Annotated in this window: 19 protein-coding genes; 15 read left to right on the top strand and 4 right to left on the bottom strand. The window is 69.9% G+C overall.

The features are described 5' to 3' along the window. Window positions 1-107 precede the first annotated feature (107 nt). From C4V41_RS52175 to C4V41_RS52120, 12 genes are all read left to right on the top strand, one after another. Window positions 108-479 carry a hypothetical protein gene (locus C4V41_RS52175; protein WP_103963534.1) on the top strand — a complete coding sequence of 124 codons (372 nt, stop codon included), beginning with the start codon at window positions 108-110 and terminating at the stop codon, window positions 477-479. Next, window positions 476-1,579, top strand: a complete 1,104-nt coding sequence (locus tag C4V41_RS52170; RefSeq protein ID WP_103963533.1) for a GNAT family N-acetyltransferase — start codon at window positions 476-478, stop codon at window positions 1,577-1,579. Before C4V41_RS52175 ends, C4V41_RS52170 begins: the two co-directional genes overlap by 4 nt. A 175-nt stretch (window positions 1,580-1,754) precedes the next feature. Beyond that, a complete protein-coding gene (locus C4V41_RS52165) occupies window positions 1,755-2,588 on the top strand; it encodes a glycosyltransferase family 2 protein (RefSeq protein ID WP_103963532.1) in 834 nt (277 codons plus the stop codon). 11 nt (window positions 2,589-2,599) lie between these two features. After that, on the top strand, window positions 2,600-3,541 hold the full coding sequence (locus C4V41_RS52160; RefSeq protein WP_103963531.1) for a glycosyltransferase family 2 protein: 942 nt from the start codon (window positions 2,600-2,602) through the stop codon (window positions 3,539-3,541). Then, the gene (locus tag C4V41_RS52155; protein ID WP_103963530.1) at window positions 3,538-4,341 is read left to right on the top strand and encodes a polysaccharide deacetylase family protein; all 804 of its coding nucleotides are present in this window, start codon (window positions 3,538-3,540) and stop codon (window positions 4,339-4,341) included. Before C4V41_RS52160 ends, C4V41_RS52155 begins: the two co-directional genes overlap by 4 nt. Further along, the gene (locus tag C4V41_RS52150; protein ID WP_103963529.1) at window positions 4,334-5,650 is read left to right on the top strand and encodes a lipopolysaccharide biosynthesis protein; all 1,317 of its coding nucleotides are present in this window, start codon (window positions 4,334-4,336) and stop codon (window positions 5,648-5,650) included. Before C4V41_RS52155 ends, C4V41_RS52150 begins: the two co-directional genes overlap by 8 nt. Before the next feature lie 1,532 nt (window positions 5,651-7,182). After that, window positions 7,183-9,510 carry a hypothetical protein gene (locus C4V41_RS52145; RefSeq protein ID WP_146104136.1) on the top strand — a complete coding sequence of 776 codons (2,328 nt, stop codon included), beginning with the start codon at window positions 7,183-7,185 and terminating at the stop codon, window positions 9,508-9,510. Between the two features lie 42 nt (window positions 9,511-9,552). Next, window positions 9,553-10,755, top strand: coding sequence for a DUF418 domain-containing protein (locus C4V41_RS52140; protein WP_103963527.1), 1,203 nt, complete (start codon window positions 9,553-9,555; stop codon window positions 10,753-10,755). Window positions 10,756-10,827: 72 nt separating this feature from the next. Beyond that, window positions 10,828-11,466, top strand: coding sequence for a GNAT family N-acetyltransferase (locus C4V41_RS52135; protein WP_103963526.1), 639 nt, complete (start codon window positions 10,828-10,830; stop codon window positions 11,464-11,466). A gap of 102 nt (window positions 11,467-11,568) precedes the next feature. Further along, the gene (locus tag C4V41_RS52130; RefSeq protein ID WP_103963525.1) at window positions 11,569-12,465 is read left to right on the top strand and encodes an alpha/beta hydrolase; all 897 of its coding nucleotides are present in this window, start codon (window positions 11,569-11,571) and stop codon (window positions 12,463-12,465) included. Then, on the top strand, window positions 12,458-13,591 hold the full coding sequence (locus tag C4V41_RS52125) for an acyltransferase family protein (protein WP_103963524.1): 1,134 nt from the start codon (window positions 12,458-12,460) through the stop codon (window positions 13,589-13,591). Before C4V41_RS52130 ends, C4V41_RS52125 begins: the two co-directional genes overlap by 8 nt. Next, complete coding sequence (locus C4V41_RS52120; RefSeq protein ID WP_103963523.1) at window positions 13,588-14,013, top strand: hypothetical protein; 426 nt, start codon at window positions 13,588-13,590, stop codon at window positions 14,011-14,013. The genes C4V41_RS52125 and C4V41_RS52120 overlap by 4 nt, the downstream gene beginning before the upstream one ends. Window positions 14,014-14,136: 123 nt before the next feature. On the opposite strand, the gene C4V41_RS52115 is transcribed toward C4V41_RS52120, so the two are convergent. From C4V41_RS52115 to C4V41_RS52105, 3 genes are all read right to left on the bottom strand, one after another. Next, complete coding sequence (locus C4V41_RS52115) at window positions 14,137-15,522, bottom strand: GH39 family glycosyl hydrolase (protein WP_103963522.1); 1,386 nt, start codon at window positions 15,520-15,522, stop codon at window positions 14,137-14,139. A 126-nt stretch (window positions 15,523-15,648) separates the two neighbouring features. Then, on the bottom strand, window positions 15,649-16,395 hold the full coding sequence (locus tag C4V41_RS52110; protein WP_103963521.1) for an SDR family oxidoreductase: 747 nt from the start codon (window positions 16,393-16,395) through the stop codon (window positions 15,649-15,651). Window positions 16,396-16,411: 16 nt separating this feature from the next. After that, window positions 16,412-17,437, bottom strand: coding sequence for a phosphotransferase family protein (locus C4V41_RS52105; RefSeq protein WP_103963603.1), 1,026 nt, complete (start codon window positions 17,435-17,437; stop codon window positions 16,412-16,414). 158 nt (window positions 17,438-17,595) lie between these two features. Here C4V41_RS52105 and C4V41_RS52100 point away from each other — a divergent pair, with 158 nt between their 5' ends. Both C4V41_RS52100 and C4V41_RS62480 read left to right on the top strand, forming a co-directional pair. Beyond that, entirely contained in the window at window positions 17,596-18,678 is a 1,083-nt protein-coding gene (locus C4V41_RS52100; RefSeq protein WP_235030926.1) for a GNAT family N-acetyltransferase, read from the top strand. Continuing rightward, the gene (locus C4V41_RS62480) at window positions 18,675-19,793 is read left to right on the top strand and encodes a DegT/DnrJ/EryC1/StrS family aminotransferase (protein ID WP_160150700.1); all 1,119 of its coding nucleotides are present in this window, start codon (window positions 18,675-18,677) and stop codon (window positions 19,791-19,793) included. Before C4V41_RS52100 ends, C4V41_RS62480 begins: the two co-directional genes overlap by 4 nt. On the opposite strand, the gene pdxR is transcribed toward C4V41_RS62480, so the two are convergent. Next, a complete protein-coding gene (pdxR, locus tag C4V41_RS52090) occupies window positions 19,738-21,156 on the bottom strand; it encodes a MocR-like pyridoxine biosynthesis transcription factor PdxR (RefSeq protein ID WP_103963520.1) in 1,419 nt (472 codons plus the stop codon). The two genes, C4V41_RS62480 and pdxR, sit on opposite strands and share 56 nt — an antisense overlap. Before the next feature lie 71 nt (window positions 21,157-21,227). Between pdxR and C4V41_RS52085 the strand changes: the two genes are divergently transcribed. Continuing rightward, window positions 21,228-21,866 carry a pyridoxamine 5'-phosphate oxidase family protein gene (locus tag C4V41_RS52085; protein ID WP_103963519.1) on the top strand — a complete coding sequence of 213 codons (639 nt, stop codon included), beginning with the start codon at window positions 21,228-21,230 and terminating at the stop codon, window positions 21,864-21,866. The last annotated feature ends 23 nt before the right edge of the window (window positions 21,867-21,889 follow it).

The following is a 21,889-nucleotide window of genomic DNA, read 5'->3' as shown; positions in this document are numbered from 1 at the left end:
CCGGAGCGCGTCACCAAGCGTCGGCATTGACGTGTCCTAGCGAGGGTTGGTCCCATGAACTGCGATCAATCGCGCTATATCCAGTGAGAGCAGGAGAGAAACGGGAGATGCTCAAGCAGCACCGCAGAGCGCTGGCCTGGCTGGTCGGGCTCGCCTGCATCGCGGGAGCGGTCGTCGCGCTGTTCGATATCGAGACACCGCTGCGCCCGTTCCTTATCTCCTTGTTCCTCCTGGTCGTACCAGGAGCGGCAGTGGTGGGACTGTTGCGGGATCGTGACCCCCTTGCCGCACTATCAGTAGGAGCCGCGGCGAGTCTCGTGCTCAACGTGCTTCTCGCTGAGGCCATGCTGCTCTTCAACGCGTGGTCGCCCCGGGCCGGTGTGGCGACGGTGGCCGTGCTCGGAGGGTTCATGTACGTGCTTCGGGTCTTGTACCGGGGGAAGAGCATGCAGACCGAACAGGGGGCCAGGGCAAGGTGAACATCCAGGTAGTTCGGCCGGGAGAGCTCGGAGACTCCGAGCGCGCCCGATGGCGGGAGCTGCAGAAGGCCGATCCCAGCTTGGACAACCCGTTCCTGTCCGTCGAGTTCGCCGTGGCGATGGACCGCTTGCGCGATTACGTGAGGGTGGCGGTCATCTCCGACGGGAGCGGCATCACGGGATTCTTCCCGTACGAACGGCACAGTTTCGGCATCGGTAAGCCGCTCGGGGGCTTCCTGACCACGTGCCACGGGCTGATCTCCACGCCCGACCTGAAGCTCGACGCCAAGGCCCTGCTGCGGGCCTGCAAGCTCAGCGTCTTCGACTTCGACCACCTGGTGGCGGGGCAGCCGACGTTCGCGCCCTACGAGGCCGACGTCCGGCCGGCGCCGGTGATGGACTTCACCGCCGGGTTCGACGCCTGGATCGAACAGGTGAAGACCAACTCGCCGAAGAACCTCAAGACCGTTCGCTACAAGGAGCGCAAGCTCGGGCGGGAACAGGGCGAGCTGCGCCTGGAGTGGGCCTCGGCCGACCCCGAGGTGCTGCGCACCCTGCTGGCCTGGAAATCGGACCAGTATCGGAGAACTGGCCGGGTGGACAGGTTCGCGCAGCCGTGGATCGTCGAATTGACGGACATGATGCATGCCGAAAAGTCATCGGACTTCGCGGGCGTTCTGACCATGCTTTATGCCGGAGACGTCCCGGTGGCCGGGCATTTCGGCCTCCGTACCGCCACCACGCTTGTAGGGTGGTTCCCCGCTTACGACACCGAGTTCGGCCGCTATTCGCCCGGTATCGTCCACCATCTCCAGATGGCCGAAGCCGCCGCGAACGATGGTCTGCACATGGTGGACATGGGTAAGGGCGGCAAGGAGTACAAGGACTGGCTGAAGAGCGGGGTCCTCTATGTCGCCGAAGGCCGTATCGCACGACCGTCCCCGTCGGCGGCGGTCCACTGGATGGGCCGAACTCCTTTCAACAAAGCCCGAACAATTGTCATGGATCGACCGTCTCTTTATAGAGCGGCCGACCGTGTCCTCAAGGGCTTCGGTCGGGTCCGCAGCTCGATGCAGCAGCAAGAGTCACCAACGCAGTAGCAGAACCGACCGAAGAACGCTGAGCGCCTCACCACCCCTCCCGGCAGTGCACCACCCACCCTCACACTCCACAGGACCCATCAATGCACCGTCCACCGGCTTCGCCATTCCCGCAGCACCCGGGAGTGGTTCCGTCCGGTCCGCAACGCCGGGTCCCGGAAGGATTTCCCTCGCCATGAGTCCCGAGATCACCAAGCACAACGGCAAGGTCCAAGTCTCGCCCTTGCGTTCCATGCCGCCACCTTCGAGCTTCACGCCCGTCACCCCGCACCTGGCCATTTCCCCGACGGTGAGCGTGGTCGTTCCGGCGATGAACGAGGCGGAGAACCTCCCTCATGTCTTCGCCACGATCCCCCAGTGGGTCGATGAGATCGTGCTCGTCGACGGCAACTCCAAAGACGACACCGTGGCCGTGGCCAAGCGGTTGCGGCCGAACGTCAAGATTGTGACGCAGACCGGCAAGGGCAAGGGTGACGCCCTGTCCGCCGGGTTCGCCGCGTGCACCAGCGACATCATCGTGATGATCGACGCCGACGGCTCGACCGACGGCCACGAGATCATCAACTTCGTGGGCGCGCTGGTGACCGGTGCCGACTTCGTCAAGGGGTCGCGCTACGCCTCCGGCGGTGGCAGCGACGACCTGACGATCAACCGGCGGCTTGGCAACAAGGTCCTCACCGGGATCGTCAACGTGATGTACAACACCAAGTACACCGACCTGTGCTACGGCTACAACGCCTTCTGGGCCCGTCACCTCGAGGTGCTCGACCTCGACTGCGACGGTTTCGAGGTGGAGACCCTGATGAACGTGCGCGCGGCGAAGGCCGGCCTCAAGGTGCACGAGGTGCCGAGTCACGAGCACAACCGCATTCACGGCGAAAGCAACCTGCACGTCGTACGAGATGGCTTCCGGGTGCTCAAGACCATCCTGAAGGAGTGGCGACGCCAGCCCTCTCCCCCTCAGCCTGAGCCCACCGCCACTCCCGCCGCTGACCGAGGCGTCGCATAAAGAGGAACGTTGTGAACACGTCTGTTGTCATCTGCGTCTACACCGATGAGCGGTGGGAGGACATCAGGCAGGCAGTCGAGTCGGTCGAGAACCAGACACGCCCGGCATACGAGCTGATCCTGGTGGTCGACCACAACCCGGACCTGCACCTCAAGCTCAAGCGCGAATATCCGCAGGCCATCGTGGTGGAGAACACGCACGAGCAAGGGTTGTCGGGGGGCAAGAACACCGGTGTGGCCACGGCCGGCGGTGAGATTGTCGCGTTCCTCGACGATGACGCGGTCGCCGATGCCGGGTGGCTGGAGGCTTTGGAGGAGGGCTTCCAGGAACCCGGCGTGGTCGGCGTGGGTGGCCGTACCGACCCCCTGTGGGCGTCGGGCGCGCGACCGGGGTGGTTCCCGTACGAGTTCGACTGGACGGTCGGTTGCACCTACCGCGGCATGCCCGCGGTCAGGGCGCCGATCCGCAACGTCATGGGTGGCAACGCCGCCTTCCTGCGTGACGTCGTGTCCGAGGTGGGCGGCTTCCACAGTGGCATCGGGCGCAGCGTCCAGGGGCGCAAGTCGCGTCCGCTGGGGTGCGAGGAGACCGAGTTCTGCATCAGGCTGAGCCAGCGCAAGCCCGGCTCGGTCATGCTGTTCGAACCGCGCGCGGTGATCGGGCACAAGGTGTCCAGGCAGCGCGAGCGGTTCGCCTACTTCAGGTCCAGGTGCTATGCGGAGGGGCTGTCGAAGGCCCTGGTGACGCAGGAGGTCGGCACCCAGGACGGTCTGGCCAGCGAGCGGGCGCACGCGATCAAGACGCTGCCGCTCGGCGCGCTGCGCGGGCTCGGCGAGGCCGTCCGCGGCGACGTGGGCGGGCTCGGCAGGGCCGCCGCGATCGTCATCGGGCTGGCCTGGACGACCTGGGGTTATGTGGTGGGTTCCGTCAGGCTGAAGGTGGCACGCTCATGATCCGGGTTCCGATCCTGATGTACCACTCCGTCTCGGACACGCCCAACGACGAGACCAGGCCGCACGCGGTCCGGCCCTCCGACCTGGATGAGCAACTGGCGTACCTGAAGGAGAGCGGTTTCACGCCGCTCACCCTGGGTGACCTGGTGGCCGCGCTCAACAAGATCGACGGGCGTACGGTGCCGGACAAGCCGATCGTGGTGACGTTCGACGACGGCTACGCCGACTTTCACGGCAACGCGCTGCCGCTGCTCGAACGGTACGCCTTCCCGGCCACGGTCTTCCTGACCAGTGGCTGGGTGTCCGACGCGGGCAAGGACGCCGCGGGCCGGCCCCTGGACGACATGCTGTCCTGGGGCCAGGCCCGTGAGGCCGCCCAGACCGGCATCGAGATCGGCGGGCACAGCCACAGCCACCCGCAGCTCGACCAGCTCCGCAACGAGGAGCTGCGGCAGGAGCTGCGCAGGAACAAGGGCCTGCTGGAGGAGAAGATCGGCGCGCCGGTGGCCACGATGGCCTACCCGTACGGGTACTCCAGCGCCCGAGTACGCAGAGAAGTCCGCAAGGCCGGATATTTCGCCGCTTGTGCCGTGGCCAACACGATCGCCGCGGACCGGCACGACATGCTCGCCATCCCCCGGTTGACGGTCGGCAAGGGCACGACCATCAACATGTTCAAGCGCGCCGTCGAAGGCAACGCCGTACCCCTCATCTACCTGCGCGAGCGCATCCTCACCAAGGGCTATGCCGTCGTGCGCAGGACGAGGTACGGGCTGCAGCGGGTGCGCGGCAATGTCTAAGGTCTGGGGAAAGATCCTCGTCGACCTCCGAAACCCGCTGTTCCGCCAGGGCTACGCGCTCATGGCGAACACGGTGATCACGGGCGTCCTCGGGATGGGCTACTGGCTGCTGGCCGCCCACTACTACACGCCCGAGGAGTTCGGCCGCGGCCAGGCGGTGATCACCGCGATGCGGCTGTTCGCGTCGCTGACGGCGCTGGGGTTCGTGGGCGCGCTGGCCCGGTTCCTGCCGGTGGCGGGCCGCCGCACCCCTGAGCTGATCCTGCGCGGCTACGGCCTGGCCGCCGCCACGGGCGGGGTCGCGGCCGTCGGCTTCCTGCTGACGTTGCCACTGTGGGGGAAGACGTATTCGGTGCTGGCCGGGTTCGGGCCGGGCCTGTTCTTCCTGGCGTCCGTGGTGGTGTGGGCCGTGTTCACGCTGCAGGACGTGGTGCTGACCGGGCTGCGCCGGGCCACCTTCGTCCCGGTGAACAACCTGATCTTCGGCCTGGTCAAGATGGGTCTGCTGGTCGCCCTGGCCGGGGCGCTGCCCTCGGGTGGCATCTTCGTCTCCTGGGTCATTCCGACCGCGCTCGCCCTGATCCCGATCAACTGGCTGATCTTCGGCGTGATCGTGCCCCGGCACGTCAAGCAGGCCGATCCGGCGCAGGAGCCGCCTCGGCTGCGCCAAATTGGAAGGTTCCTGGCTGGGGACTTCCCCGGCACGCTGTCGATCCTGGCGATCGTCTACCTGGTGCCCGTGGTGATCGCCACGCAGGTGGGCGAGGCCACGTTCGGGCGCTTCTCGATGGCGCACACGCTGGCGAGCATGATCGAGCTGCTGGCCATGAACATGGCGGTGTCGCTGACCGTCGAGGGCTCCTTCGACCGGGCCAGGCTCGCCCTCAACTGCCGGCGGGCGCTGCGGCGGGCCTTCATGATCGTCATCCCGATCATCACGGTGGCGATACTCGGGGCGCCGCTCATCCTGACCATCTTCGGCTCCGCCTTCGCGGACGAGGGCACGACGCTGCTGCGGCTGATGGCGCTGGCCGTGCTGCCCCGGGTGCTGATCGAGGTCTATCTGAGCGCGCTGCGGGCGCAGAGCGAGGCGCGGAAGCTGGCGGCCGTTCAGATCGGGCTGGCGGTGCTCGTGCTGGTGTCCACTGTCGCGCTCTTCCCTTACTTCCAGGTGAACGCGGTTGGGTACGGGTTGCTCTTCAGCGAGCTGCTTGTCGCAATTTTGATCTTTGGAAATCTACGTAAAATTCTCAAATTCGACGAAAGTGGTAGACCGACTGTCACCCAGGGGTCGTCCGGGGCCGCATGATGGTCAACGTGAGGCAACGGGACGGCGATGGCAGGACAACGGGGATCACCGGCTCCTCGGATGTGGACAAGGAGGAGTCGAACGTGCCCTTCGATCCGGAGGCTACGGGGGTCATCCCCAAGCTGACGTTCGAGCCGCCCTCTGGTGAGGGGCAGGGCTCGGCTGAGGGCACTTCTGAGGGTGCTGGGGAGGATGCCGAGCCCAGCGCGGAGCGGACCACGGCGTTCCGGCTGCCTGGGCCCGTACACATCGGGCACCCGCCGACGGCCGAGGACGCCACTGAGTCTGGGACGGCTTCGAAGCCTGCGCAGGGTGACCCCGAGAGCACGTCCAAGGTGCCCACAGCGCCTCGGAAGACCCGCTCCGCGCCTTACCAGGCGAGCACCGGCACCAGCGGCACCACGGCCAAACCAGGCCCCGCACCCACCAAACCGGCCCCCGCCGGCGCCGCTACGCCCGCCAAGCCGGGCGCTACACCTGCCAAGCCGGGCCCCGCCGGCGAGACTCCCGCTACGCCGGGCACCGCTGGTGGCACGACGGCCGCCAAGCCTGGTCCTGCCGCCGGGGCTACGCCCGCCAAACCGGGCGCTACGGCTGCCAAGCCGGGCGCCGGTGGTGGTGCCGCACCCAAGCCGGGCACCACTTATGGCGCCGTGTCCAAGACAACTGGTGCTGATGGCGCCGCGTCCAAGACGAGCACCACTGATGGTGCCGCGTCCAAGACGACCGGTGCTGCGGGGACGGCCTCGAAGGGCACCGGCGCTTCCGGTGGGTCGGGGAAGGCTGAGGCGGCCTCCCCGGACGAGTCCGAGACCAAGCCCGGCCTCCGCTCCCAGCCGCCCAGCGGCCCGCAACCGGCCGGTGGGACTCCCCCGGCAGGTGCGAGCGCGGGCACGCAGAAGGGCGTGCGACCGCAGCCCGCCAGCGGCCCTCAGAGCACGGCCCGGCCCCAACCGGCGAGCGACCCTGAGGCCGACGCCGAGGAGGAGGGCGAGACCAAGCCAGGCCTGAGCCTCCCAAAGCTCGGCGCCACCGGCCCGAAGCCAGGCACGGCCAGCACCGCAGGATCCACCGGCCCGAAGCCGGGCACGGGCGGCGCCACAGACTCCACTGAGCCGAAGCCGGGCACGGCCGGGACCCCCGGGTCCGCCGGGGCGAAGCCGGGCACCACTGGCGCGGCCGGGACGCCGGGTTCCGCAGGGGCGCAGCCCGGGGCCGGTGGGAAGCCGGGGGCGCTGGGAGCGTTTTCGGCCGCTGGGGCCGCGTCGCCTGCTGGGAAGTCGGCGTTCGACGCAGCCGCTGCCGGGACGATGCCCTTCGCCGTGTCGTCCGCCGAGGCGCCGCCCACTAGTGGCGCACCTGCTGGCGGGACGCCTGCTGGTGGAGCCCCCGCCGGCGGTGCAGCCTCCGGTGGAGCGCCTGCCGGTGGAGCCCCCGCTGGCAGTGCAGCCGCTGCTGGAGCGCCCGCTGGCGGAGCACCTGCTGGTGGGACAGCCGCTGGTGGACCTGCCGGAGCGGCAGCCGCCGGTGGCGTGCCCGGTGGGGCCCCGGCCGGTGGGGTGGCGGCGGGGGGTAAGGCGCGGGGGCTGGCCGATTTGGTGCAGCCTGCTCAAGGGGTGCAGGCGTCGCCGCAAGGTGCGCCGCCTCTGCAGGGTGAGGCGCCGCAGGCCGGGACGCGGCAGCAGGCGCAGGTGGCCCAGAAGCCGCGCGGGTTCGGGGCAAGGGTCGGGGCGCTGGTGGCGAGTGCGCCCAAGTGGCTGCCCGTGCTGCTGGTCCTCGAGGGCCTTTTCATGTACATCCTCGCCCTCAAGGTCGCCCCCGGCCCGCTGCGCGGCGTGAACCCCGATGACATCGACGGCCTCGGGCTGATCTCGGCCCTGCCGACCACCGCGTTCATCGCCATCCTGATCATGATCGTGTCGTTCTTCGTCACGGTCGCCCAGAGCACGGACCGCAAGTTCCTGCTGCTGTTCCAGATCGCCGCCATAACCTTCGCCCTGCACGGCGCGGGCGCGCTGGTGGCCGACGAGCCGCGTTTCCCGACCGCGTACATCCATGCCGGTTTTGTCGAGTTCATCGGCAGGACCGGTGAGACGGCGATCAGCATCGACGCCCGCATGGGCTGGCCGGGATACTTCGCGTTGTTCGCCTTCGTGACGAAGGCCGCCGGCATCGACGACATGACGACGATCCTGCAGTGGACGCCGCTCCTGTCGAACCTGCTCTACCTGCTGCCGTTCGTGCTGATCCTGCGTCAGGTCGTGGCGACCACGCGGGCTCGGTGGTTCGCGGCGCTGCTGTTCGTGCTGGTGCAGTGGATCGGGCAGGACTACTTCTCGCCCCAAGGGTTCACCTTCGCCCTCTATCTGGCGTTCGTGGCGATCCTGTTGCGCTGGTTCGGGCGGGTGGAGACGCGGACGAAGCCGATCCCGCCCAAGGGCCTGCGCAAGCTGCTCGGCAAGCTGGACGCGATGACGCCGGGCGAGCTGGCCAACACCGGCACCTACCGCGCCGACAAGCTGCTCATGCTGATGATGCTGGTGGCGCTGTTCGTGGCGTCGGTGGCCTCGCACCAGATCACGCCGTTCATGATGCTCGGCGTGGTGACGGCGTTCCTGCTGTTCAAGCGGACGTCGCTGACGTGGGCGCTGCCGTTCTTCCTCGGGCTCATCGTGCTGGCGTGGATCAGCTACATGACGGTGGGCTTCTGGGCGGGCCAGATCGACACGATCTTCGGCGGCCTGGGCAACGTGCTGCAGAACCTGCGTACCAACACCGCCGACCGGGTGGAGGGCAGCGATCCCGCGCACGCGCTGGTGCTGCAGGCCCGCCTGGGCATCCTCGTGGTGATCCTGGGCTGTGCGGCGGCGGGGCTGTTCAGGCGGCTGCGGCGCGGGGTGTTCGACCGCTCGGCGCTGATCCTGCTGTGCGTGCCGGTGCTGGCGCTGGGGCTGCAGAGCTACGGTGGCGAGATCGGGCTGCGGATCTACATGTTCGCGCTGCCCGGGGCCTGTCTGCTGGCCGCGTACGCGTTCTTCCCCAACCTGCCGTCCGACAGCGCGGACGTACGCGAGGAGACGGTGCCGCTGCGCAAGCGGAACGTGCGCTTCAATCCGGAAATGACCAAGAAGCTCTCGGTCGTGCTCGCGGCCTGCTTCGCGGTCCTGTTCGCGATGGCGTTCCTGGTGGCGAGGTACGGCAACGAGAAGTTCGAGCGGGTCACCTCCGGCGAGGTGGCCGCCCTGCACTACGTCTACGACCACGACAAGCCCAGTGCCAGGGTGCTCTACCTGGTGCCCAAGGAGGGGCCGGAGGTCACGCCGACGCTGCCATGGGGTGAGCGGGACATCGAGCGGGTCAACTTCGGCGGGCAGGCGCTCGTGCACAAGGATCCGACGCTGATCGCGGACTCGGTGCAGAAGCTGAAGGAGCAGCCGCGTAACTCGTACCTGATGGTGAGTCGCGGCCAGGTGAGCTACCTGCAGCTCAACGAGGGGTTCCCGGCGGACTGGGGTGCGAAATACCGGGCAGCGCTGGACAAGTCGCCCGATCTGAAGCGGGTGTTCTCCAACGACGACGCGGCGCTCTACACCTGGAAGAAGTTCGTCCGGGGCACCGAGATTCCGGAGCCGAACCCGTACCAGGGGCGTGGCGACCCCACCTCGCCGTGGACGCCGGTGGGCATCGGCGCGCTGGGCGTGACCTGGGTCGCACTTTTCGGCTACGAGATCATCCGGCTGAACGGCCCGAACCGGGCGCCCCGGGCTCGCAGGCGCCTGCTGTTCCTGGCGATACCGGCCTTCGCGGTGGCGTTGGCAGTGATCATCGAGCGGTTCATCTATATCGCCCTAAATAACTAAATTCACAGGAAACACTCAGGTAGTACGGAATGATGTCTCCTGATGAGGACACAGGAGACATTTCCCGTTACGCCGGGCGCACGACTCGCGGCTGCGAGGATCGCCTCCGTCGACGCCCTGCGCGGCTTCTCGCTCCTGGGCATCCTCGTCGTGAACATCGCCTTCCTGGCCTCCGGCTACCGGATGGCCGGGCTGGCGGAGCCCGCGTTCGACTCGTCCCTGGACTGGGGCGTGCGCTGGGTCGTGACGCTGTTCCTGGAGAACAAGTTCTACCTGCTGTTCTCGTTCCTGTTCGGCTACAGCTTCACGCTGCAGGTCGGCTCCGCCGAGCGGCAGGGACGGCCGTTCGGGCCGATGTTCCTGCGGCGGCTGGCGGGGTTGTTCCTGCTCGGGCTGGCGCACGCGGTGCTGCTGTTCCCCGGGGACATCCTGACGACGTACGCGGCCGTGGGGCTGGCCCTGCTGATCTTCCGCAGGATCCGGCCGCGGACGGCGGTGCTGCTGGCCGTCGCGCTGACCCTGCTGCTGGCGCTGGGGTTCGTGCTGCTGGCGGTGCTGGCCATGACCGGACTGGACATGTCGGGCACGGTGGCCGACGGGAGCGCCGAGGCCGCCGCGTCGGACACGGCGCTCGGCGGGGGGTTCTGGCAGATCGTCTCCGAGCACCTCAGGAAGCTGTCGCTGATCATCGTGCTGCGCGTCCTCTTCCAGGGGCCCGCCGTGCTGGCCGCGTGCCTGATCGGGCTCGCGGTGGGCAAGCTGGGCGTCCTGGGCGACCTGTCGCGGCACACGGGGACGCTGCGCAAACTGCAGTGGACCGGGTTCACGGCCGGGCTGGCGGGCGCGTTCTTCTACACACTGTCGGCGTGGAGCGGGGCGGTGGGCAAGTTCTGGGGCGAGGCGGTGGACCTGGTGACGGCTCCGCTGCTGGCCGCGGCGTACGGGGCGACGTTCCTTCGGCTGCTGCCGCACCTGCCGCGGCTCGGACGGCTGCTGGCGGCGCCGGGGCGGATGGCGCTGTCCAACTATCTGGCGCAGTCGCTGATCTGCTCGCTGATCTTCACCGGGTACGGGCTGGCGCTCGTGGACCAGGTCAGCCCGGCGCTGGAGGTGCTGATGGCGCTCGGCATCTTCGCCCTCCAGGTCGTGTACAGCCGGTGGTGGCTCAAACGGCACCGGTACGGGCCCGTGGAGTGGCTGCTGCGCTTCCTGACGTACTGGCGCAAACCGGCGGCCCGCGCGTAGTCGAGCCAGCCGCCGGCCGCCCGCGCGTAATTCACCTGCTTCCCGCCGCGCGAGCCGGAACAATGGAGCGGCATGCGCCACTGGCCGATATTCGACCTGCACCTGACCACGCCCCGCCTCGAACTGCGGCTGCCCACCCTCGACGACCTCGACGAGCTGGCCGACCGCGCCCTGGAAGGCGTCCACGCCCCTGACCGGATGCCGTTCGGCGTGCCGTGGACCGACGCGCCCGCCGGCGAGCTGGGCGGGAACGTGATCCGATACCAGCTCGGCGTCATGGGCCGGTGGCAGCCGCAGGACTGGTGCCTCAACTTCGTCATCGTCCACGAAGGGCGCGTGGTGGGCACCCAGGACCTGGCGGCCACCGGCTTCGCGATCAGGCGGCAGGTGTCCACGGGCTCGTGGCTGGGCCGCGCGTACCAGGGCAAGGGGCTGGGCTCCGAGATGCGCGCCGCCGTGCTCCACCTGGCCTTCGCCGGCCTGGGCGCGCAGACGGCGGTCTCCTGCGCCTTCCTGGACAATCCGGCCTCGCTGTCCGTCTCCCGCAAGCTCGGCTACCGGCTCAACGGCACGACGGTCCACGAGGCGCGGGGGCAGCGGGCGGTGCAGCAGCAACTCCTCCTGGATCGAGCGGATTTCACCGCGTCCGTTCCGGTGGAGATCCACGGCCTGGAGCCGTGCCTGCCGCACTTCGGCCTCGAACCTGCCTGACCGATCCGCGCGGGCGTACCCCGAGTAGTACTTCAGAGCTACGCCGAAGATGCACTCTCCAGCGGGACGCCGACCACGAGGCGTGATCCATAGGTTCGCCTCATGTTCACCCGTCTGCGCCACACCCTGTTCACCACCACCCTGGTCACGGCCTCGGTGGCCGTGCCGATGGCGAGCACGGAGGTGCCCGCCCCCGTGCCGGCCGCCACGCCCGCGGGCTTCACGGAAGCCCGCTACGCCGCCGTCCGCCGGGGCATCCTGGCGGCCGAGCGGATGGCCGCCGGCCACGGCCAGCGGCGCCGGGCCGGCGCGCTGCGCGCGATGGCGGATCCGGGGCGTCGCTTCCTGTTCTTCGACGGGCGCGACGGCGGCCGGAGCGCGGAGGTCTTCGGCGACCTGTCCACGGCCGGGCGGGTCGCCGTCCTGGTGCCCGGCTCGGACACCAGCCTCGACAGATACGGCCGTCTCCAGGCCGGCGCGCAGGCCCTCCGGCGGGAGCTGGGCGACCGGGCCGCCGTCGTCGCCTGGCTCGGCTACAAGACCCCGCGCACGCTCAGCGCCACCGTCCTGACCCCGGCCCGCGCGGAAGGGGCCGTCCCGGGCCTCCAGGCTCTCGTACGGGAGCTCGGCCCCTCCAGGGTCTCCCTGGTGTGCCACTCCTACGGCACCGTCGTCTGCGGCCGTGCTGCCGCCGGGCCGGTGGGCATGGCGAGCATCATCCTGTACGGCGGCGCGGGCACCGGCACCACCACGGCCTTACGCACCACCACTCCTGTCTGGGCCGCCCGCGGCACGGACGACTGGATCTCCGCCGTCCCCCACGCGCAGTTCCGGCTCCCCTTCCTCACCCTCGGGCTCGGCCTCGACCCGGTCTCGCCGGAGTCCGGCGCCCGGCGCTTCGCGGCCGGTGCCGCCGCCCACAGCGACTACCTGCGCCCCGGCTCCCTCTCCCTGCGCAACATCGCCGCCATCGTGTCCGGTGCGACCCCGCGTGCGTGACCTTCTCCTGCGCGTCCACACGACCACCCCGGCCGACCGCGACCGAGGCGTCGACGGGCTGCGCGCGCTCGCCATCCTGGGCGTGGTGCTCGGCCACTGGCTGGTGACGGCCCTGGTGGCCGACAGCGGCACCATGAGCGGGGCGAGCCCGCTGCGTGACATGCCCTACCTCGCCCCGGTCTCGTGGGTGTTCCAGACGCTCGCGGTGTTCTTCCTGGTGGGCGGGCTGGTGGCGGCCCGGAGCCGAGGCTCGACGCCGATGACGTACCGGGAGTGGCTGGGCGGGCGGCTGGCGCGGCTGTTCCGGCCGGTCGCCGCCGTGGTGGCGGTGTGGACGGTCGTCGCGGTCACGATGCTCGCCGCCGGGACCGGGCTGGAGCCGGTGCGCACGCTGGCCCGGCTGGTGTGGTCGCCGCTGTGGTTCCTGCTGGTGTTCGCGGCGCTGACGGCGGCCACCCCACTGGCCGCCCGGCTGCACCCCGCCTGGCCTCTGACCACGGTCGCCCTCATCGACCTGCTCCGCTACGGCCTCGGCGGCCCCGCCTGGCTCGGCTCGGTGAACGTCCTGGCGGGCTGGCTGGTGCCGTACTGCCTGGGCACGAACTTGGCCGGAAACCCTGGCGTGACGTATGGGGGGAGGTTGCTGGTCGGCGGTGGGGTGGTCACCGTCGCGCTGGTGTTCTGGGGTGGTTATCCGGCGGCCATGGTCGGTGTGCCCGGGGCCGTGATCTCCAACCTCGACCCGCCCACCCTCGCCGCCGTCACCTTCGGCCTCGCCCAGTGCGGCGCCGCACTGCTGGTGCTCGGGCCGCTGCGCCGGGCACTGGCGAGGCCGTTCGCCTGGGCGGCCGTGGCCCTGGTGAACCTGTCGGCGATCACCATCTTCCTCTGGCACCAGACCGCCATGATCGCCGTTACGACCCTCGGGCTGCTCACCGGCCACTCCCTCCCGGGCCTGCACACCGCCCCCGGCTCGCCCGCCTGGGTGCTCGCCCGGCTGGCCTGGCTGCCGGTGTTCGGGGTGGCGCTGGCGGTGTGCTGGGCCGCCTTCCGGGGGTACGAACGCCCGCGCCGGAAGTGGGATCATCGTCCGGACCGGATCCCGTACGGAGAAAGCAGACCATGACCGACCTATCGGCGTTCACCGAGGACGAGCTCGACCAGTTGCTGCACGTGCCGCGACAGGTCGCCTGGGCGGCCGTGCTGGCCGAGGACAACGGCGTCAACGCGACGGCCAAGGAGCTCTACTCGGGCGGCAAGGCGCTGATGGAGACCGGCCAGTACGGCAGCGGTTTCCTCGACGCGCTCGCCGCCCGCACACCCGTGGGCGAGACCGTGGGCGGCACCCCGGACGAGGCGATCGCCGACGCGCTCGGCACGGCGCCGACGGCCATCGCCCTGCTCCGCGCCAAGGGCACCGAGCAGGACGTGCACGCCTACGGGCAGTGGCTGATCGAGATCGCCGTCACGGTCTCCAACGGCGCCGAGGGCGTCTCCACGGCCGAACAGGACTTCGTCACCCGGCTCGCCGAGGCCCTCAAGTCCTGAACCCGCATCCGGCCGGGCCCGCGCGCCCCGACCGGACCACGTCCCGCCGAGACCCGCGCGCCCCGACCGGACCACGTCCCGCCGAGACCCGCGCGCCCCGGCCGGAGCACGTCCCGCCGGGGCCTACGCGCCCCGGCCGGACCACTTGATCTCGTAGGGGGCCAGGGTGACCTGCCGGCCGTCGACCGTGGCCGACACCTGACGGTCCGAGGTGTTCACCATCACGACCTGGCTGGCCTGTCCCAGCGCCTTCACCTTCGGATCGGACGACTTCACCTCTTCGACCTGGACCCCGGACGGGAACCACTTGGTGAACCCGCTGAGCAGCCCCGCCATCGGCATCTCGCCGCCCACCTTGGGCGACCAGAGGCACCCGGCGCAGTCGCCCTCGTCCTTCTGCTGGGGATTCCAGTAGAGGGCGGTGGTGACGCCGCTCCTGGCGAACTCCATGAGCGTCACCGCCTGCACGGCCGTGCGCTTCTCCTCGCTCCATCCGGAGTTCTCCGGCTCGACGTACCATTCGGCCCACCACACCGGCAGGTCACCGCTCTCCTTGCGCAGCCAGGTGGTGATGGCGCTGAACTTCTCCTGGGCGCCGTAGTCGTTGGGAACGTTCCCCTTGTCGTTCGTCATGGACGCCCCGTCGACCACGATGAAGTCGGCGCCCTTCTTGTTCTCGATCCAGTATTTGACGGCCTCGAGCGCCCGCTGGTCGACCGTCCCCCACGGCCCCTTGAGCTCGGACGGCCCGCCGCGGGTGTTGGTCTCGATCGGAATGTACGGCCCGCCGACCTGAATGTCCTTGTTCACCTTTTTCAAGGCCGTGTAGACCTTGTTGTACATCTCGGTGTATCCCTGGGCGTCCCACCGGTTGGTGCTCGGGTCCCAGAAGCCCTTGAACTCGTTCCACACCATGTAGTGCTTGACCGTCGGATACTGCTTGGCCACCCGGGTGGCGAGCTTGGCGAAGTCGTCGAAGTGCTCGGGCTCGGGCGCCACCGTGTGGTTCTTGCTCCAGTCCGTACGCCCGGCCTGGCCGCCCTTCATCCAGTCGGGCGCGCAGCAGAGCGTGATCACCGGCAGCGCCCGCGAGGAGGCCATGAACTTCAGCCGCCGGTCGAGATCACGGAAGTTGAACTGCCCGGGGCTGGGCTCCGGGTTGCCGACGCCCCAGCCCATGATGTGCTGGTTCTGCAGCATCGGGACCCGCCCCAGCACGCCCCTGGCCTCGTCCACGACGGCCTGCGGCTCGTTGTCGGCGCTGTACTGGGTGTGGGTGATGCCCCAGCGCGGCCAGCTCGGCACCGCCGGCGGCTCCTCCAGCCGGGGAGCGGGCTCGGTGGGCACGGTGGTGGCCACCTCGCTGCCCTTGAACTCGGTGCGCGACTGCGTCCGCAGCGAGGCGTAGACCATGATGCCCGCGACCAGGAGCACCGCGAGGATGCCGGCTCCAAGGGCGATCGGCCAAGGCGATCGTCGGCGCGCATGCCGGCCGTCGGTCGGAATCACTGAACGCTCCTCATCCGGGAATCATGGAATCACAAAGGACCCTACAAAGTTTCACCAACTATCCAGGGCCGGGCGGAGTGCCCGGCCCTTATTACGCTAGTCGTCCCACTTGCGAGTGACTTGCCGTCAGCCTGGAGGTCGCTGCCCGCCCGCGGGCCCCGGCACCCCGGCGTAACGGTAGGGCACCGGCTGCCGCCCCGGCTGCACGATGAGGAGCGTTCCCGGCGTCTCCGCGTAGAAGGCCGACTCGACCGCGGCGGCCACGTCCTCGACCGTGAGCAGGGGGAAGCCGGCGTTGAGGAACATCTGCCGCGCCTCGGCCACGAGCGGCGTGTCGGTGAAGCCGGGGCAGACCGCCCCGATCCGGATCTTCTGCTCGGCCAGCGGTTCGGCCAGCGCCCTGACCAGGCCGACCACGGCGTGCTTGGTCATCGTGTAGATCGGGTCGCCGGCGAAGCCGACCAGCCCGGCCAGCGAGGAGGTGACCACGATGGCGCCGCCTCCCGAGCGGACGAGCAGCGGCACACTGGCCCGGACGCCGAAGACGACGCCGTCCACGTTCACCCCGACGACCTGGCGGTAGCGGGCCAGGTCGAAGTCGGCCAGATCCACCCGCCCCGGGATCCCGGCGTTGAGGTGGACCAGGTCGAGCCGCCCATAACGCCGCTCGGCCAGCGCGACGGCCTCCAGGGACGCCTCCTCGGTGCCGACGTCGGCGGCCAGCCAGGCGCCGTCCACCTCCTTGGCCAGCCGCTCGACGCCTTCGCCGTCGAGGTCGACGAGGACGCACTTGACGCCGCCCGCCGACAGGCGCCGAGCCACGGCGGCACCGATGCCGCTCGCCGCTCCGGTGATCAGTGCAACTGTGCTCATGGCGCTCCTTGCGGGGTCAGGGCTGGTCGAGCATGCGGTGCGCGCGAGAGATCAGGGTGGGTACGGCTGAGCCGATGCGGTCGAATCCCTCCCCCACGGTCTTACCCTGCCGGAAGCGGGCGTGAATACCCTCCACGATGACGGCGAGCTTGAAGTTTCCGAAGGCCACGTAGAACCCGAGGTCTGAAATGTCGCGCCCGGACACCTTCGTGTAGTGCCCGGCGAACTCGGCGGCGTTCATGAATCCGGGCGCGATCGTCACGTCGCCGGCCACCGGGATGCCCGCCCGCTCGTCGTCCCCGCGATCGTGCCAGTACGTCAGCGTCAGCCCCAGGTCGGCCAGCGGGTCGCCGAGCGTGGACATCTCCCAGTCCACCACGGCCCTGATCTCCAGGTCGTCGAGCCGGATCAGCGTGTTGTCCAGCCGGTAGTCGCCGTGCACCAGCGTGCCGGCGGCCTCGGCGGGCAGCCGCGCCCGCAGGCGCTCCACGAGCCGGTCGTACTCCGGCAGGTCGGCGGTCTTCGACCGCTCCCACTGCTGGCACCACCGGTCGAGCTGCCTGGTCATGTAGCCCTCGGGGCGGCCGAAGTCGCCGAGCCCGACCTCGCGGTAGTCGACGGCGTGGACGGCGGCCAGCACCTCGGCCAGGCGCTCGGACAGCCGCCGTGTCCGGTCCGGCGCCGGGTCGCCGAGCTGCTCCCGCGTCCGTACGGCGGCGCCGTCCACGTACCCCATGAGATAGAACGGCGCCCCCACCACGTCCTCGTCGGGACAGAACGCGACCGGCTCCGGCACCGGGACCGGCGTCGGCGCGAGCGCCGAGATGACCCGCCACTCACGCCGCATGTCGTGGGCGGTCGGCAGGACGTGACCGAGCGGCGGCCTGCGCAGCACCAGCCGGCGCTCCCCGGTCTCCACCAGATAGGTGAGGTTCGACCGGCCGCCCGCGATGAGCGAGACGGTGAGGGGCTCGCCCGCGTCGGGCACGTTCCGGCCCATCCACGCAGACAGACGGGGTTGGTCGATGCCAGGTACGGTCATGAACACACATTAGAACGTCACTCGGAACTGAATACACCCTGGCAGTTGTGTAACGTTCCGGACCTGCGTCGATAAGCATCAGACGAGATCCTTTACCCTGGCTGTACACGTCTGCCCGCAACATGGACAGCGAGTGGCATGCCCGTCAGTAGGAGCCCATGCGCGTCACCCTTGCCCACCCTGGCGAACTGGGTCACAACGAACTGAGCCGATGGCGTGCTCTGCAGGAAGCGGACGCCGCCTTCGACAACCCTTTCCTGTCCCCGGAGTTCACCATCACGGTGGGTGAGCTGCGTGACTTCGTCAGGGTCGCCGTCATCCACGACGGTCCGGAGATCGTGGGATTCTTCCCCTTCGAGCGGCATCCGATGGGCATCGGCAAGCCGGTCGCCGCGGGCCTGACGGACGCACAGGGGCTGGTCCTCGCGAAGGGCCTCGACATCGACCCGACGCGGCTGCTCAAGGAGTGCGGGCTGGCGGTCTACGAGTTCGACCACCTGGTGTCGGGCCAGCCGCTGCTGAGCGGGCGCCACGAGCGGCACCCGTCGCCGATCATCGACCTGCGCGACGGCTACCAGCGCTACACCGAGACGCTGCGGCTGCACTCCGGCAAGACGTACAAGACCACGCTGGCCAAGTCGCGCAAGCTCCAGCGCGAGGCCGGCGAGCTGCGCCACGACTACGCGACCACCGACCTGGCGCCGCTGCGCACGCTGCTGGGCTGGAAGACCGACCAATATCGCCGCACCGGCCGCACCGACAGGTTCGCGCACCAGTGGATCGTGGAGCTGGTCGAGCGGCTGCTGGCCACCCAGTCCGAGAGCTTCGCCGGGGTGCTGGACATGGTCTACGTGGACGGCCGGCCGATGGCGGGGCATTTCGGGCTGCGTACGCGGACGACGCTCGCCGGCTGGTTCCCCGCCTACGACACCCAGTTCGCCAAATACTCCCCCGGCCTCATCCACCACCTGGCGATGGCCGAGCGCGCCGCCGAGTCCGGCGTCGAGGTGATCGACATGGGCCGTGGCCAGAAGGAGTACAAGGACAAGCTGAAGACGGGCGAGCTGGAGGTGGCCGAGGGCCGCGTGGCCAGGAGCAGCCCGGCGGCGGGCGTGCACTGGGTGATGCGGGTACCGGTGCGCAAAACACGTGCGACGGTGATGGCCAACCCGATCCTGCTGAAAACCGCCGACAAGGCATTGAAAACCTATGGACGACTCCGTACTGTCCTACAAGGGTGAAAATCTTCGCAGAGCGCACAGGTCGTCACTGTCTGTCGCTGCCGTCCAACCGTCTCGGCCTCTACCTGGCCCTGCGTCACTGGTGCGTCCCCGGGATGCGGCTGCTCATGTCGCCCATCTCGGCCGACGAGATCCTCTTCCTGGTGCTGGCCGCCGGCCTGCGCCCGGTGATCGCGCCACTGTCGCCGCGCGACGGCAACATCGACGCGTCCCGGGTGAACCTCGGCCAGGTGGACGCGGTGCTGACGACGAACCTGTACGGCCTGCCCGACAACGTCGCCGCGTTCACCGGGAAGATCCTGATCGAGGACGTGGCCCACGCCATGGAGACCGACGTCGGCGGACGGCCGCTGGGGACGTTCGGCCAGGCGGGGGTGTTCAGCCTCTCGAAGCATCCGGGGGCGGGCTCGGGCGGCGTCCTGGTCGTCGAGCGGAAGTCCGATCTTGACGCCCTGACCCGCGCCCGCGACGAGCTGCTGACCCCGGGCAGCCCGCTGGACGACCTGATGAGCGTGACCACCTCCATGGCCAGGCAGGTGGCGCTCAGGCTCAACCTCGTCCGTCCGGCGCTCCATCTCATGCGGGCCCTCGGGCTGCAGGAGGAGCGTGACGGCTACCGGATCGCCCTCGACCCCGACGGGCTGGAGCTGGCGCTCAAGCAGGTGCCGCAATTGCCGCCCTTCGACCCCTGGGTACGCGCCGACCTGCACCGCTACCGCGCCCACCGGGGTGGCCTGGCCCGCTGGTACCAGGGCAGGCGCGTGGCCAAGGTGCCCGGCGAGCGGGCGCGCCGGGTGGCGGGCGTGCGGCGTCTGGCCGAGTTGCCCACGGTCGCCCCGGCGGTGCTCGACGATCTCACCCGGCCGCTGTTCCGGGTGCCGCTCCTGGTGCGCGACAGGGACGCCGCCATCGCCGAGCTGGAGCGGCACGGGGTCGCCACGGGCTACCTGTACGACCCTCCGTACGACGACTACGCCCCCGACTTCACCGAGCACTCCTTCGACCCGGGCCCGGCGCGCTGGTGGGCGCGGCACGTGCTCCCGGTCGACCCGATGTACGTCACCCGCTCTTTCCCGATCCTGAGCCGCCTCGAACCGCCTGCGACACGTCCCTGATCAGCCCCGCCAGGATGCGGCAGCCGCGCCTGACGTCGGCGAGCGAGGCGGAGCCGTACCCGATCACCAGGCCGTGCAGGCGGGTGCCGCCGTGGTGGTGGCGGGCGGTGGAGTCGAGCAGGACGCCCCGCTCCCCGGCCCGCTCGACCACGGCGGGCACCAGGGCGGCGGGCAGCTCGGCGAGCACGTGCAGCCCGGCCGTGTCGCCGCGCAGCTGGCAGACGGGCCCGAGCAGCTCGACCACGGCGGCGCGGCGGCGCGCGTATTCGAGGCGCATCCGGCGCAGGTGCCGGTCGAGGTCGCCGCGCTCCAGCAGCGTGGCCACGGCCTGCTGGACGGGGCCGCTGGTGCGGTCGGCCACCTCTCGGCGCAGGACGGCGATCCTGCGCACCAGCTCGGGCTCGCCGACCAGCCAGCCCACGCCCACGTCGGGGGCGAGGATCTTGGACAGCGTGCCGAGCAGCACCACCCGTGAGGGGTCGAGGCCGTAGAGGGCGGGCAGCGGGGCGACGTCGTAGCGGAACTCGGCGTCGTAGTCGTCCTCCACGACCATCGCGCCCGTGCTCCTGGCCCAGGCCAGCAGCCGCTCCCTGCGCGGGATGGGCAGCCGCCCGCCCAGCGGATATTGGTGCGCGGGCGTGGTGTAGAGCAGGCGCAGGTCGCCGGGGAGCCCGTCCACGATCACGCCGTCCTCGTCCACCGGGCACGGCACCACCTCGGCGCCCCTGGCCGCGAACACCGTGCGCGCCACGTGGTATCCGGGGTCCTCGACGCCGGCCCGGGCGCCGGGGCCCCTGAGCAGGGCCAGCGCGCACAGGTCGAGCCCGTTGCCGGTGCCCCTGGTGACCAGGATGTTCTCCGGGCCGACGGCCATGCCTCTGGCGCGGCGCAGGTGGTCGGCGAGCAGCTCTCTGAGCCGGGGCAGCCCGTACGGGTCGGGCGCGTCGCCCGGCGGCAGGTCGGCGGCCTTGCGCCAGGCCCGCTTCCAGGCCGCCTGATCGTAGTCGCGCACCCAGGGCTGGCCCGCCGTGAGATCGATCCAGTCGGCCGGGGGCGGCGGCGGGGCGGGCACGTACGCGCTCTCCCCCGGCGGCTTCGGCGTCGCCTCCATGTCGGCCACGAACGTGCCCGAGCCGTGCCGCCCGTCCAGCCAGCCCTCCGCGTAGAGCTGCTGGTACGCCTCCGTCACCACGGTCCTGCTCACCGCGAGCTGCGCCGCCAGCGCCCGCGTGGACGGCAGCCGCTCGCCCGGCGCCATCGTGCCGTCCAGCATGGCGCCGCGCAGCCAGCCGGCGAGCTGGGCCGTGAGCGGCTCGGCCGAGTCGCGGGAAAGGGATACGGGCAGGTCAACGTGGGTACGCACGAAAGTGGTCTCTATGAAGGGGTCGGTAGTGGCCCTACAGGATAGGTCCACTTCCTCGTTACGGTCGAATCATGCTCTCGACCACTCCCCGTACCACCCTGGGCCGCGAGAAGCACCGCGGCAGCACCGACAGAAGCGATCTCCACGAGGTGCTCGACACCGGCCTGATCTGCCACCTGGGCGTGGTGGTGAACGGCCATCCGATGGTCATCCCCACCGGCTACGGGCGCGTCGGTGAGACCCTCTACCTGCACGGCTCCACCGGCGCCAGCTCGCTGCGGGCGGGCGGCGACGGCGAGGTGTGCGTCACGGTCACGCACCTCGACGGCATCGTGCTGGCCCGCTCGATCTTCCACCACTCCGTCAACTACCGCTCGGCGATCATCTACGGGCGGGCGCGGCTGGTGACGGACCCGGACGAGCGCATGGAGGGGCTGCGCGCCCTGTCCGAGCAGCTCGCGCCCGGCCAGTGGGACTACGTCAGGCGCCCCTCGCGCAAGGAACTGGCCGCGACGGCCGTGCTGGCGCTGTCGCTGGAGGAGGCGTCGGTCAAGATCCGGCGCGGCGAGCCCAAGGACGAGGAGGAGGACTATGCGCTGCCGGTCTGGGCGGGCGTGCTGCCGCTGGTCACGTCGTGGGGCGAACCCGAGCCGGATTCAGTGCTCCCAGAAGGTATCGATGCGCCTGTTCACATCCTCCATCGGGAGTAGTTCCATAAATCCGGACCCACCTG

It is taken from the genome of Nonomuraea solani (assembly GCF_900108335.1).
GTDB lineage: Bacteria > Actinomycetota > Actinomycetes > Streptosporangiales > Streptosporangiaceae > Nonomuraea > Nonomuraea solani.
The sequence above is the reverse complement of the archived record's forward strand: the minus strand, read 5'-3'. Positions and strand labels throughout refer to the sequence as shown.

Bases quoted from the DNA above. Each gene is read 5' to 3' on its own strand.
- C4V41_RS52175 (WP_103963534.1), top strand. From the start codon at position 108: ATGCTCAAGCAGCACCGCAGAGCGCTGGCCTGGCTGGTCGGGCTCGCC.
- C4V41_RS52165 (WP_103963532.1), top strand. From the start codon at position 1,755: ATGAGTCCCGAGATCACCAAGCACAACGGCAAGGTCCAAGTCTCGCCC.
- C4V41_RS52155 (WP_103963530.1), top strand. From the start codon at position 3,538: ATGATCCGGGTTCCGATCCTGATGTACCACTCCGTCTCGGACACGCCC.
- C4V41_RS52150 (WP_103963529.1), top strand. From the start codon at position 4,334: ATGTCTAAGGTCTGGGGAAAGATCCTCGTCGACCTCCGAAACCCGCTG.
- C4V41_RS52140 (WP_103963527.1), top strand. From the start codon at position 9,553: ATGAGGACACAGGAGACATTTCCCGTTACGCCGGGCGCACGACTCGCG.
- C4V41_RS52135 (WP_103963526.1), top strand. From the start codon at position 10,828: ATGCGCCACTGGCCGATATTCGACCTGCACCTGACCACGCCCCGCCTC.
- C4V41_RS52130 (WP_103963525.1), top strand. From the start codon at position 11,569: ATGTTCACCCGTCTGCGCCACACCCTGTTCACCACCACCCTGGTCACG.
- C4V41_RS52120 (WP_103963523.1), top strand. From the start codon at position 13,588: ATGACCGACCTATCGGCGTTCACCGAGGACGAGCTCGACCAGTTGCTG.
- C4V41_RS52110 (WP_103963521.1), bottom strand. From the start codon at position 16,395: ATGAGCACAGTTGCACTGATCACCGGAGCGGCGAGCGGCATCGGTGCC.
- C4V41_RS52105 (WP_103963603.1), bottom strand. From the start codon at position 17,437: ATGACCGTACCTGGCATCGACCAACCCCGTCTGTCTGCGTGGATGGGC.
- C4V41_RS52100 (WP_235030926.1), top strand. From the start codon at position 17,596: ATGCGCGTCACCCTTGCCCACCCTGGCGAACTGGGTCACAACGAACTG.
- C4V41_RS52085 (WP_103963519.1), top strand. From the start codon at position 21,228: ATGCTCTCGACCACTCCCCGTACCACCCTGGGCCGCGAGAAGCACCGC.